General features: G+C 71.5%; 13 protein-coding genes and 1 tRNA gene. 7 read left to right on the top strand and 7 right to left on the bottom strand.

All coding sequences use genetic code 11. From position 1 onward, the window contains the following. Positions 1-97: 97 nt before the first annotated feature. From ACFP1Z_RS14525 to ACFP1Z_RS14515, 3 genes are all read right to left on the bottom strand, one after another. Positions 98-439 (bottom strand): hypothetical protein, encoded by a 342-nt coding sequence (locus tag ACFP1Z_RS14525; protein ID WP_390316648.1) that lies wholly within the window; start codon positions 437-439, stop codon positions 98-100. 125 nt (positions 440-564) lie between these two features. After that, positions 565-1317 carry a TetR/AcrR family transcriptional regulator gene (locus ACFP1Z_RS14520; RefSeq protein WP_390316647.1) on the bottom strand — a complete coding sequence of 251 codons (753 nt, stop codon included), beginning with the start codon at positions 1315-1317 and terminating at the stop codon, positions 565-567. Between the two features lie 235 nt (positions 1318-1552). Next, complete coding sequence (locus ACFP1Z_RS14515) at positions 1553-2482, bottom strand: AurF N-oxygenase family protein (protein WP_390316646.1); 930 nt, start codon at positions 2480-2482, stop codon at positions 1553-1555. A gap of 274 nt (positions 2483-2756) precedes the next feature. On the opposite strand from ACFP1Z_RS14515, the gene ACFP1Z_RS14510 reads away from it, so the two are divergent. The 3 genes from ACFP1Z_RS14510 to ACFP1Z_RS14500 all read left to right on the top strand — a co-directional run bounded on the left by ACFP1Z_RS14510 (position 2757) and on the right by ACFP1Z_RS14500 (position 5756). Beyond that, entirely contained in the window at positions 2757-3929 is a 1173-nt protein-coding gene (locus tag ACFP1Z_RS14510) for a ferritin-like domain-containing protein (RefSeq protein WP_390316644.1), read from the top strand. Between the two features lie 216 nt (positions 3930-4145). Further along, the gene (locus ACFP1Z_RS14505; protein ID WP_390316643.1) at positions 4146-5087 is read left to right on the top strand and encodes a polysaccharide deacetylase family protein; all 942 of its coding nucleotides are present in this window, start codon (positions 4146-4148) and stop codon (positions 5085-5087) included. Positions 5088-5228: 141 nt separating this feature from the next. After that, positions 5229-5756: a GNAT family N-acetyltransferase gene (locus tag ACFP1Z_RS14500; RefSeq protein WP_390316642.1), complete on the top strand. Its 528-nt coding sequence runs from the start codon at positions 5229-5231 to the stop codon at positions 5754-5756. A gap of 17 nt (positions 5757-5773) precedes the next feature. On the opposite strand, the gene ACFP1Z_RS14495 is transcribed toward ACFP1Z_RS14500, so the two are convergent. From ACFP1Z_RS14495 to ACFP1Z_RS14480, 4 genes are all read right to left on the bottom strand, one after another. Next, positions 5774-6691 carry an SGNH/GDSL hydrolase family protein gene (locus ACFP1Z_RS14495; protein ID WP_390316640.1) on the bottom strand — a complete coding sequence of 306 codons (918 nt, stop codon included), beginning with the start codon at positions 6689-6691 and terminating at the stop codon, positions 5774-5776. A gap of 138 nt (positions 6692-6829) precedes the next feature. After that, positions 6830-7090, bottom strand: coding sequence for a hypothetical protein (locus ACFP1Z_RS14490; protein ID WP_390316638.1), 261 nt, complete (start codon positions 7088-7090; stop codon positions 6830-6832). Further along, complete coding sequence (locus ACFP1Z_RS14485) at positions 7087-7434, bottom strand: DUF6247 family protein (RefSeq protein ID WP_390316636.1); 348 nt, start codon at positions 7432-7434, stop codon at positions 7087-7089. The genes ACFP1Z_RS14490 and ACFP1Z_RS14485 overlap by 4 nt, the downstream gene beginning before the upstream one ends. Positions 7435-7514: 80 nt before the next feature. After that, positions 7515-7586: transfer RNA gene (locus ACFP1Z_RS14480), tRNA-Arg, on the bottom strand. A 128-nt stretch (positions 7587-7714) separates the two neighbouring features. Here ACFP1Z_RS14480 and ACFP1Z_RS14475 point away from each other — a divergent pair. The 4 genes from ACFP1Z_RS14475 (at position 7715) to ACFP1Z_RS14460 (ending at position 12353) form a co-directional block, all read left to right on the top strand. Next, the gene (locus tag ACFP1Z_RS14475; RefSeq protein WP_390316635.1) at positions 7715-8254 is read left to right on the top strand and encodes a response regulator; all 540 of its coding nucleotides are present in this window, start codon (positions 7715-7717) and stop codon (positions 8252-8254) included. 263 nt (positions 8255-8517) lie between these two features. Further along, positions 8518-9483, top strand: coding sequence for an ArgS-related anticodon-binding protein NrtL (nrtL, locus tag ACFP1Z_RS14470; protein ID WP_390316633.1), 966 nt, complete (start codon positions 8518-8520; stop codon positions 9481-9483). A 24-nt stretch (positions 9484-9507) separates the two neighbouring features. Beyond that, the gene (gene lysA, locus ACFP1Z_RS14465) at positions 9508-10899 is read left to right on the top strand and encodes a diaminopimelate decarboxylase (RefSeq protein WP_390316632.1); all 1392 of its coding nucleotides are present in this window, start codon (positions 9508-9510) and stop codon (positions 10897-10899) included. Positions 10900-11060: 161 nt separating this feature from the next. Next, a complete protein-coding gene (locus ACFP1Z_RS14460) occupies positions 11061-12353 on the top strand; it encodes a homoserine dehydrogenase (RefSeq protein ID WP_390316630.1) in 1293 nt (430 codons plus the stop codon). Positions 12354-12357: the final 4 nt, after the last annotated feature.

The raw sequence follows: 12357 nt of genomic DNA, 5'->3' as shown, positions 1-12357 counted from the left end.
ACCTCCGGTAAAGGGGCGTGATCGGTCCGCCCAAGGAGGAATCGTGCCATGACGGTCGGGCCAATGGCAGTGCTGTGGTCGGATCCGCCTAACCCGCTCACCCCTTGGTTGCTTCCTCTTCACCCGCGCTCCGGCCCGTTCCACGGGCCTCCCGAGGGGTGTTCCGGCCGGGCCCGCGCCGGGTGAAGGGCCACTTCGGGCCCCGGGCGGGGCCCCGGCCGCGCGGGTCGTGGACGTACCGCCAGCCCTTCGGCAGGCCGAGCCGCCGGGTTGCGCCCGCGGGCTCCCGGCGGTAGACGAGCACGTGGGGCGGACCGCCCGCGCCGTCGGGCACCGGCACCTCGTAGACCTTCGGCGGATGCCCGGTGGGACCGACCAGCACGGGCAGCACCCGCCCGTCCAGGGGGCCGCCCACGAAGGGCGTGTTCTCGCTTCTCACGGGTCCAGTCTGCGCCAGGGGCGGACGGGGTGGGTACGTCGCCGGGGTGCGCGGAACGTGGGGGCGCGTTGCCCGGATTCCGTGGCGGGCGGGGTGCGTGGCTCGGGGCCCGTACGTCACGCCGCTCACCGCAGGTGCTCCGCCCCCGCGACCACCGGTGTCACCCCGCGCACCAGCCGTCCCGCCGCCCCGTCCGGCCGCTCCAGCGCGAAGACGGCCTCCGCCACCGTCCGCGTCTGCGGATCGCTCGCCGCCGTCGCCACCAGCAGTGCCAGGAAGTGGTCGACGAGCCAGTCCCGCAGCTCCGCCGCCGGCGGCCGCTTGCCCTCGTCCAGCCAGATCAGCGAGGCCGCCTCGACCGCCGCGAGCCACGTGCGCACCATCAGGCGCAGCCGGGGCCCCGGGTCCGGGACCTGAAGGTGCTTGAGGACCTGCGCCGCCGCCCCGCGCCGCACCCCGTCGACGATGGCGCCCGTACGGGAGGTCTCGGCCACGCTGCCACCCTGCAACAGGGCCGCGAAACCCGCGTCGTGCTCGTCGACGAACGCCAGATAGCGGTCGAGCGCGGCCGCGAGCCGCACCGTGGCCGGGCCCGACTGCGGCTCGGCGAAGCACAGCTGGAGATCGTCGGCGGCGCTGCGCAGCGCCGCCTCGTACAACTGCGGCTTGCCGCCGGGAAAGTAGCGGTAGACCAGAGGCCGGGAGACCGAGGCGGCCGCCGCGACGTCGTCGAGCGAGACGTCCTCGGGAGCCCGGTGCGCGAGGAGCCCCAGCGCGGTGGCGATCAGCTGCGCGCGGCGCTCCTCCACGCTCAGCCTGCGGTACGCGGCACGGGACGGCGCGGGCGGGCCTGCCGGGGCGGTTCCGCTGCGCTTCATGCGGGGCAGCGTAGCCGCGCCGGGCGGGGGAGCGGAGCGGGGCGACGGGTTCCCGGCGCCCGGAGGACGGGCGCGCGCCGTGGGGCGCGTACGCCCGCCCCCTGTCGGTCAACGGCCGTGCGCCGCCGTACCGTCGAGCGCGTACCCCGCGCGGAACGGGCCACCACCCTTACGGGACCGCGGCCACGAAAGCGCGACGGCAGTCGCAACGCAGGGCAGGCCGGCCTCAGGCGCCTCAGGCCAGCAGCCCCGAGCGGCGCCACAGCCGCCGCCCCACCCCGCGCAGCACCCCCACGTCGTCCAGGAAGTCCGTCAGCCGCTTGGCGCCCGTCTGCATGACCTCACGGCGGTGGCCGCTGGCCCGTACCTGGGCGACGGCCTCCCGCCGGTCCAGTCCCACGTTGGTGTAGACGGCCGGGTTGACGAACGCGAGCGAGAACACGCGGGCCGCCTCGCCGGAGCCGAAGCGGGTGTACGCGGCCTGCCAGCGCGGGCAGTTCACCATCTGCCGGCGCAGCTCCTCGCGCGCGTAGCGCACGTGGCGCGCCTCCTCCACGACGTGGATGCGGGTCACGCCGCGCACCAGCGGCTGCACCCGCTCGTCGGGGAAGGTGAGCCGCTGCATCCAGTCGAGGATCTCCTCGCCGAGCAGGGTGCACGCGAAGGAACCGGGCGTCGTCGAGGCGGTCTTGAGGACGCGCGCGAGATTGTGGTGCAGCCGGGAGACCGGGTACGCGGGGGCGCCGCCCTTGGTGATCAGCCGGGCGAACATCTTCGAGTGCCGGCACTCGTCCGCGATCTCGGTGAGCGCGTAGCGCACGTGCGCGCTGGTCGCCGGCTTGTCGTAGATGTGCCGGACCAGCAGCTGGATCAGGATCGTCTCGAACCAGATGCCCAGGGAGGCGAGCGCGGCCGCCTCGTGCCGGGACAGCTCGATGCGCTGCTCCTCGGACATCCGCCGCCACAGCGGCGTGCCGTAGAGGGATATCAGCTCCGGCGGCCAGAACCACTTGCCGTCCACGAGCGGGGCGTCCCAGTCGAGTTCGGCGTCCGGGTCGAAGGAGTGCCGGGCGGAGGACGCGAGCAGTCTCTCGGCGACGAGCTCGCGGTCCTTGAGCGGGCCGAGCGCGTCCGAGAGCGGCTGGTGCTGGGTCACGGTCGTCATGGCGGTGGACACCTCGTGGGGGACGCCGGTCGGATTACCCGCGGTCACCGTCTTATGAGACTGCTTGTCAGCAAGCTCGTCAATCCCCCGGCGCCCGCGGCCCGGTGAACGGCCGTCGCAGCCCGCGCAGCGGTCATTGACCCGGCGGTAACCAGCGTGTGACCCTGCCGCATGCCCGGCCGTGCCCGCGCGGCGGGGCGCCGTACGGGAGTTGAGTACGGGAGTTGAGTGCGGGCGTTGTGTACGGCGAGGGACGGTGAGGATGGTGAGGACGATGGCGTCGGCACGGACGCGGAAGTTCTACGCACACGAACCCGGCAGTCCCGGGTGGCAGGTACCGGCGACCGGGGCGGCCCGCTTCACCTGGGACTACGCCGACGGGCGCGAGCGACTGCTGGCCCTCTATCAAAAAGGCAAGGACAAGCAGTGGGACGCGGTCACCCGCATCGACTGGGACCTGCCCGTCGACCCCTACGACCCGCTCGGGGTGTCCGACGAGCACCTCCCCGTGCACGACACCCCCTACTGGCACCGTATGAACGAGCGCAACAAACGCGAACTGCGCCGCAACTACGCCGCCTGGCAGTTCAGTCAGTTCCTGCACGGGGAACAGGGCGCCATGGTCTGCGCGGCCCGCATCGTGGAGTCCGTGCCCGATCTGGACGCGAAGTTCTACTCCGCCACCCAGACCATGGACGAGGCCCGGCACACCGAACTCTTCAGCCGCTTCCTGCGCGAGAAGCTCGGCGTCGGCTACCCGGTCGACGACAATCTCCGGTCGCTGCTGGACGACACCCTGCGCGACTCCCGCTGGGACATGCCCTACCTCGGCATGCAGGTGCTCATCGAGGGACTCGCCCTCGCCGCCTTCGGCATGCTCCGCGACTCCACGAGCAAACCGCTGCCGAAACAGATCCTCGCCTACGTCATGCAGGACGAGGCCCGCCATGTCGCCTTCGGCCGTATGGCGTTGCGCGACTACTACCGGCAGCTGAGCCAGGCCGAACTGCGCGAGCGGGAGGAATTCGTCATCGAGGGCTGCTACTTGATGCGCGACCGGCTGCGCGGCGAGATCGTCCTGACCGATCTCGGCATTCCGGCCAAGGAAGCGGCGGAACTCAGCGAGCACTCCGACAACCTCAAACTCTTCCGCAAACTCCTTTTCAGCCGCATCGTTCCGTGTGTGAAGGACATCGGCCTGTGGGGCGAACGGCTGCAGCGCGCCTACGTCGATCTGGGCGTCCTCGAACTCGGCGACTCCAGCCTGGACCGGCTCATGGCGCAGGACGAGGAGCTCGCGGAACAGCTCGACGCGCAGCGCTTCGCACGGGAGGAGGCGGCCCGCAGGGCCGAGGTGGCAGCGGTGATCGAGGCGGGCGGGGCAGCGGAGAACGAGACGGCGGAGGAGGTGGAGAAGGCGGACGGAGGGTCTCCCGGCGAGGGCTGAGAAACCACTGCCGACACAACTCCCGCAAAGTTGTCGCGATTTACCGTTTCCATAGCCATCCATGGCCTTTCGCAGAGAAGCGGAGGAGTTGCCGCCGAGGCGGTGGGCTTGAACGGTCTTGTACTTCCTCGGAACCTTCCTTTCGGTATGGACGTCTTCGGGAGCGTCCGTGGGTAGGCACGCATCGGGGACCCGCACCGAGGGAGGGGAAAACCGATGACTCCAACGACCGCCAGGCGACGGCGCCTTGTGATCGTGACGGCATCGCTGCTGACGCTCGCCGCCGCCGTACCGGGCTGCGTGGCCCAGGCCACCGAGGACCCGGACAGCGGGCAGAAGCCCGCCACGAGGAATCAAGGAAACGCCTCCGAGGGGGCGTCGGCCGGCGCCCCGGGAAACACCCGGGGAAACAGCCCGGGGAACACTCCGGGGAACGCTCCCGGGAACAAGGGGAAAAGCGACAACGAACGGCCCGGGGACGGCTCGCGCACCCCGGCACCACCCACGAGCGGCCGACCCACCGCGCCCCCCGTATCACCCACGCCCCCGGCGAACGTCTCGCCCGACATCTCGCACGAGAGCGAGAGCCCCGGCACAGCGGTCAACCTCACCATCGACGACGGACCGGACCCGACCTGGACCCCCAAAGTCCTGGATCTCCTGCAGAAGTACCAGGCCCACGCCACCTTCTGCATGATCGGGCCCCAGGCGAAAGCGCAACCCGACCTCGTCAAGAAGGTCGTCGCCGCCGGACACCGCCTCTGCGACCACTCCGTCGACCACAACACCGCCATGGACAAACGCCCCGAGGACTATCAGCGGCAGCAGATACTGGACGCCCAGAAAATGATCGAGGACGCGGCCGGCGGCACGAAGGTCCGCTACTACCGGGCCCCCGGCGGCGCGTTCACCCCCTACAGCCGGCAACTCGCCGCCTCCCACGGCATGCGCCCGCTCGGCTGGAACATCGACACCCGCGACTGGACCCGCCCCGGCGCCGACCGCATCATCGCCACGGTCAAAAGCGGACTGCGCGAGGGCCCCACCATCCTCTTCCACGACGGCGGCGGCGACCGCAGCCAGACGGTGGCGGCGCTGGGCGAACTCCTGCCGTGGCTGAAGCAGCAGGGCTACGCCTTCAGCTATCCGAAGGCGTGAGGTCTGTCCGGAGGCGCGGACATCGGGAGGTGCAATACCCGGAGGCGCGGACATCCGGAGTGCGGATATCCGGGGGTGCGGATATCCGGAGGCGCGGATATCCGGAGGCGCCGGGAACGAAACCACCCCTACCATCCCCGCATGCCCACCAAGATCCGCCTGTGCACGCCCGACGACCTGCCCGTCCTGCAGGACATCGAGCGCGCGGCGGGCGAGGCGTTCCGCGCCCTCGGCATGGACGCGATCGCCGACGACGCCCCGCCGTCCCTGCCCGTCCTGACCGGCTACCAGCGGTCGGGCCGCGCCTGGACCGCCACGACCCCCGCCGACCACCCCGTCGCCTACCTCCTGGCCGACATCGTCGACGGCGCCGCCCACATCGAACAGGTCACCGTCCACCCGTCCCACGCCCGCCGCTCCATCGGCCGCTCCTTGATCGACCACCTCGCCCACTGGTCCCGCACCCAGGGCCTCACCGCCCTCACCCTCACCACCTTCCCCCACGTCCCCTGGAACGCCCCCTACTACGAGCGCTGCGGCTTCCGGGTCCTGGGGGAGACGGAGTGGACGGAGGGGCTGAGGGAAGTGCGGAGGAGGGAGGCGGAAGCGGGGCTGGAGAGGTGGGGGAGGGTGTGCATGCGGAGGGAGGTGTTGCGGGGGGAGGTGTGAGGGGCTGACGGGCGCCGTCAGCGCCGGGTCCGGGGACCGTCCTGGAGAGCGTCGAGCACGGCCTCGGCCATGGCCCGTTCGCCGTTGGCGTTGGGGTGCACGGCGACGGCCGGGCGGGTCAACCGGGGGAAGAGGCCTTCGACATAGCGGTCGTCGAACGGCTGGCAAGCATCATGGCCGGTGGTGACGGCGGTGGTGTCGACGTAGAGGGCACCGTGCGTGTCCGCCTCGCGGTGCAGCATGGCGTCGAGACGGTGCAGAGTGCGCCGCAGGTAGGGCTGGTCGCCGTCGGCGATGCGCAGGGACTGGCGGCAGCCCTCGGTGTCGTCGCCGACCACGACCGGGTACCCGACGAGCACGACGCGGGCGTGCTTGGCCCGCTGGTGAACGGCCTCCAGAACGGCGGCGATCTTCGGGGCGGTGGCATCGATGCGCCGCTGGAGCTCGTCGGCGCCGCTCTGCGTGTAGTACCGCTCACAGGGGTTGTCGCGGGGGACAGGCTTGGCCAGCGCGGTCGAGCACTTGACGAGGATCTCGCCGAACCCGATGTCGTTGCCGCCGATGCCTATGGTGACCAGGGAGGTGTCCTCACTGAGCGCCTCGAACTGCGCGGGGTTGTCCTTGCCGGACTGCGGCTCCCACATGTCGTCCGTCGTGGCACCGCCGCAGCTGACGTCGGCGAAGTCCGTGAAGCCCAGCGCCGCGCGCGTCAGCGAAGGGTAGTTGACGTCGGACCGGGCGCACTTGCGGTGCACCTGGCGGGGGATGAGAGGCCCGGACGTGTAGGAATCACCGAGCGCGACGTACCGCCCGTCGGCCGCGGAGGCCGCGGATGGCGCGGCGGACGCGGGGGTGACGACACCTGCCCCCAGAGCCAGGGCAGTGCCGACCGCGGCGAGGGCCCAGCGGGATCTGTTCCGTTTCCGGCGTTGCATGTGCGCCTCCTGTGCTCGAAACGGGAGTTCCGGGAGTTCCTTTCCTTGCGATACACAAGAGTTCGGTGCCGCTGAGCGAGGCGTCAATCAACAGCGGTGCGCAACAAGCAGTTTCAGGACGGGGCATCCGATGGATCGTCAGCCGTACCACGTGATGTTGCAGACGTAAATACACTGATGACGCGGTACGGCCAGGAAATTGATGAAGCCGCGCCCACCCAGGATGTCGAACTCCCTTAATCCGCCCGCCCGGTCGATGGGCCTGCCGATCTTCGTCGCGTCGTATCCGAGTGCGGCGATCTCGGTGGCCAGCCGCTCCACTTCCGCGATGACACCGAGCGGGAGGCCGTCGGCGACGTGCTCCTCGCTCGGGTTGTACTCCCAGGACCAATCGGTCACAGTCCGGCCTCTGTCTCGGCCGCTTCGCGGATTTCGCGGATCTCGGTGATGGCCGCGGTCACGTCTCCCTCTCCCGAGTCGACGGTCCGTTCCAGCGTGCGGAGGCGGGCGGCGCGTTCGGGGTGGCGGTGGACGGCGACGAAGACGGCCCAGGAGTGGACGAAGGCTCTCAGGGGGGCGAGGCTCTGGGTCTGCTGGGCGTTCGTGGTCGCTTCGAAGAGGTGCTGGGTGAGTGCGGGGATCTGGCTGGGGGCGATCCGGGCGACGGCGGCGCGCAGGGCGTCGGGGGTGGGTTCGGGCATCGGGATCAGGGGCCCGTAGGGGTCTTCGGGCTGTGCGCTCACGGTGCCCTCCGGTGGGGGTCTACGCCAGAACCCCGCCTCAGTTGTCACTGGGCGGGGTTCTCACGGCACTTCCTGCGAAGTGCCCCCGGCAGGATTCGAACCTGCGCACACGGCTCCGGAGGCCGTTGCTCTATCCCCTGAGCTACGGGGGCGTGTCTTCCGCTCTCTCGCGGCGACGGGTAGAACACTACCAGCTCCAGAAGGGTGTTCTGCAACGCGCTTGCGGGCCGTGGCCTGGGGCGGCGTGCGCGGGCGTGCGGGGAGGGCTCGCTCGCTGGGGGTGGAAGTGGGGAAAACCCGGACGCAGCGTGGTGGGCACGCTTACCCTCGGGGTGTGCCTGGCTTGTCCGGCCGGGTCCTTGTCGTCGACGACAACAAGGTCATCCGGCAGCTGATCAGGGTCAACCTGGAGCTTGAGGGCTTCGAGGTCGTGACCGCGGCCGATGGTGCCGAGTGCCTGGAGGTCGTGCACCGCGTGCGGCCCGATGTGGTGACTCTGGATGTCGTGATGCCCCGGCTCGACGGCTTGCACACGGCTGCCCGGCTGCGGGCCGACGCCCGTACGCGGAACATACCCATCGCGATCATCAGCGCCTGTACGCAGCTGGAGGTCGACAGCGGCAGGTCCGCGGGGGTCGACGCGTTCCTGGCGAAGCCGTTCGAGCCGGCCGAGATGGTGCGGCTGGTGCGCAGGCTGATGCGGCACCGCAGGGGAGACGGTGACGACGGCCTGGCGGGGGCCGAGGCCCCCGGTGACGCGGTGGCCGGGCGGGGCCCGGAAGCGGTCTGCGGCGCGGAGTCCGGTCACGGGGTGGAGTAGCGAGCGAGGGGGAGAGCGGGGGAGAGCGCGGAGGAGCCGGTTCCGGGATTCCGGGGCTTTGTTCCCGGGGGCGTGCTGCGGGCTCGTTTCGGAGGCTCGTTCCACGGGTCCGTTACCGGGGCTCGTTCTACGGGTTCGTTCCGCGGGTTCGATCCGGGATTTCGCGGATTTGTTCCGGGAATTCGCGGTTTCCGGGCGTTCCGGGAGATCTCGGGGTGGGGCAGCCCCCACGCCCGTACAGGAAACCGCCTAGGCTTGCCCCTGTGACCCCCGCCGATCTCTCGCGCACCGTGTTGCACACCGTGCGCCGTGCCGTCGAGGCCGATGAGCTGCGTGCCGACGTGCCGGCGCGGGTCGGTGTGCGGGTGCCTCCGCACCCGGGGTGCGGGGATTACGCGACGAGCGTCGCGCTGCCGCTGGCCAAGGCGGCCGGGCGGCCCGCCAGGGAGGTCGCCGAAGTGCTGCGGCGCCGACTGGTCCGTGAGCCCGGGATCGCCCGGGTCGACATCGCGGGGCCCGGATTCCTCAACATCACGCTCGCGGACGTGGCCGCCTCCCACGAAGAGGTCGTACGGAGCGCGCTGCGGCTGCGGGACCACCCCGCAGAGCCGCTGCCCCTCGACGAGCCGGACCCGCAGACCGTCGTACGGCTCGGCCCCGACGCCGCCCGCTGGAGTCTGCTCTGCCCGCCCGGGTTCGACCGGGCCGGGCTGCTCGTGCAGCGTGAGAGCAATCCGCTGTTCAAGGTCCGCTACGCGCACTCCCGCTGCCGGGCCCTGCTGCGCAACGCCGCCGACCTCGGGTTCGGCCCGTGCCCGGCCACCGGTACGGGCAACGCCCGTACGGGCGCTGCCCGTACGGACACGGCCGGTACAGGCAACGCCGGTACGGACAGACCCGCAACAGACAGCGCCAGTACGGACCAAGCCGGCACCGACCAAGCACGCCAGCACCCCGGCCCGTACGGCCCCGGCTCCGGACCGCTCCTCGCCCTCCTCGCCGACCACCCCCGGATCACGGCCCGCCGTGATCCGGACCGGCTCGCCCGGCACCTGGAACGCCTCGCCGACGCCTTTCTGCGCTGGCAGGCCCGCTGCGCCACGCTGCCCCGCGGGGACGAGAAACCCTCGGCCGTCCACCGCGCCCGTCTGGCCCTCGCCGAGGCCACGGGAGCGGTGCTGGCCGACGGCCTGCACCAGCTCGGCATCACCGCCCCCGACCGCCTGTAAGAGCCGCAAGAGGAGATCCGCGCCATGAGCCGCTCCGCCCACCCCGCCGGACCCCGCCACGCCGACGTGCTGCCCGAGACCGGCTGGACCGCCCCGCCCGAGGACCTCAACGCCCTTGCGCCGAAGGTCTGGTCCCGTACGGCCGTGCGCGACGCCGACGGCGTCGTCACCGTCGGCGGGCTGGACGTCAAGAAGCTCGCCGAGGAGTTCGGCACCCCCGCCTATCTGCTCGACGAGGACGACTTCCGGGCCCGCTGCCGCGCCTGGAAGGAGGCGTTCGGCGACGACGCGGACGTCTTCTACGCGGGCAAGGCGTTCCTGTGCCGGGCCGTTGTGCGCTGGCTGCACGAGGAGGGCCTCAACCTCGACGTGTGCTCCCCGGGAGAGCTGGCCACCGCGCTGGACGCCGGGATGCCCGCCGAGCGCATCGCCCTGCACGGCAACAACAAGACCACCGAGGAGATCACCCGCGCCGTCGAGGCCGGCGTCGGCCGGATCGTCCTGGACTCCATGCAGGAGATCGTGCGCGTCGCGCACGTCGCGGAGCGCCTCGGCAAGCGCCAGCGCGTGCAGCTGCGGGTCACCGTCGGTGTCGAGGCGCACACCCACGAGTTCATCGCCACGGCCCACGAGGACCAGAAGTTCGGTCTCGCGCTGGCCGACGGCCAGGCCGCCGAGGCGGTGCGGCGGGCGCTCAAGCTCGACGGGCTGGAACTGGTCGGTCTGCACTCGCACATCGGCTCGCAGATCTTCGACACCTCCGGCTTCGAGGTCGCGGCCCACCGCGTCGTCGGCCTGCTGAAGGAGATCCGCGATGAGCACGGCGTCGAACTGCCCGAGATCGACCTGGGCGGCGGGCTCGGCATCGCCTACACCGAGCACGACGACCCGCGGGAGCCGCGCGAGATCGCCGAGGGGCTGCGCCAGATCGTCACCCGCGAGTGCGCCGCGGCCGGGCTCGCCGTGCCGAGGCTGTCCGTCGAGCCGGGGCGGGCCATCGCCGGTCCCACGACCTGCACGCTCTACGAGGTCGGCACCGTCAAGGAGCTTCCCGGGCTGCGGACTTACGTCAGCGTCGACGGCGGCATGTCGGACAACATCCGCACCGCGCTCTACGACGCCGAGTACTCCGTCACGCTGGCCTCCCGCACCTCGGACGCCGAGCCGATGCTCGCGCGCGTCGTCGGCAAGCACTGCGAGTCGGGCGACATCGTCGTGCGCGACGCCTTCCTCCCCGCCGACCTGGCCCCCGGCGACCTGCTCGCCGTGCCTGCCACCGGCGCCTACTGCCGCTCCATGGCGAGCAATTACAACCACGCGCTGCGGCCGCCGGTGGTGGCGGTCAAGGACGGCGCGGCACGGGTGATCGTCCGGCGCGAGACGGAGGAGGACCTGCTCCGTCTCGACGTCGGCTGACGCTCTGCCCGCCGGCGGCCCGGGCCTGCCGCACGGCCGCCGGCAGGTGGAGAAATGGGTCTCGGATACTGGACGGGGGAGGGAAACCCCCGTCCAGTGAGTGAGACTGGTGCACTACCCACGATGTATTGGGGCTGTCTCTCATGAAAAGCAGGGGTCGGATGATGCGTACGCGTCCGCTGAAAGTGGCGCTGCTGGGCTGTGGTGTGGTCGGCTCAGAGGTGGCGCGCATCATGACGACGCACGCTGACGACCTCACGGCGCGCATCGGGGCGCCGGTCGAGCTCGCCGGCATCGCCGTCCGCCGTCCCGGCCGGGTGCGGGCCGGGGTGCCCGCCGACCTGATCACCACGGACGCCACCGCGCTCGTCAAGCGCGGTGACATCGATGTGGTCGTCGAGGTCATCGGCGGCCTGGAGCCCGCCCGCGCGCTGATCTCGACCGCCTTCGAGCACGGCGCGAGCGTGGTCTCCGCCAACAAGGCCCTGCTCGCCGAGGACGGCGCCGCGCTGCACGCCAAGGCCGAGGAGCACGGGGCGGACCTGTACTACGAGGCCGCGGTCGCCGGCGCCATCCCGCTGGTGCGGCCGCTGCGCGAGTCGCTCGCCGGGGACAAGGTCAACCGGGTGCTCGGCATCGTCAACGGCACCACCAACTTCATCCTCGACAAGATGGACACCTCCGGCGCCGGTTACACCGAGGCGCTGGACGAGGCCACCGCCCTGGGCTACGCCGAGGCCGACCCGACCGCCGACGTCGAGGGCTTCGACGCCGCCGCCAAGGCCGCGATCCTCGCGGGCATCGCCTTCCACACCCGGGTCCGGCTCGACGACGTCTATCGCGAGGGCATGACCGAGGTCACCGCCGCGGACTTCGCGTCCGCGAAGCAGATGGGCTGCACCATCAAGCTGCTGGCCATCTGCGAGCGCGCCGCCGACGGCCGGTCGGTCACCGCCCGGGTGCACCCGGCGATGATCCCGCTCAGCCATCCGCTGGCCTCCGTGCGCGAGGCGTACAACGCGGTGTTCGTCGAGGCCGAGGCCGCCGGACAGCTGATGTTCTACGGGCCCGGCGCGGGCGGCTCGCCCACCGCCTCCGCGGTCCTCGGCGACCTCGTAGCGGTGTGCCGCAACAAGCTCGGCGAGACCACCGGACCCGGCGAATCCGCCTACACGCGGCTGCCGGTGAGCCCGATGGGCGAGGTGGTCACCCGCTACCACATCAGCCTCGACGTGGCCGACAAACCGGGTGTGCTCGCCCAGGTCGCCACCGTCTTCGCCGAGCACGGCGTGTCCATCGACACGGTGCGCCAGCAGGGCAAGGACGGCGAGGCGTCCCTCGTGGTGGTCACGCACCGCGCCACCGACGCCGCCCTGTCGGCGACGGTCGGGGCGCTGCGCCGGCTGGACACGGTGCGCGGGGTCGCGAGCATCATGCGGGTCGAAGGCGAATAAGGGA

Origin of the sequence: Streptomyces gamaensis (assembly GCF_042656465.1) — a bacterium.
Taxonomy (GTDB): domain Bacteria; phylum Actinomycetota; class Actinomycetes; order Streptomycetales; family Streptomycetaceae; genus Streptomyces; species Streptomyces gamaensis.
This window is presented reverse-complemented; position numbering and strand designations above follow the sequence as displayed.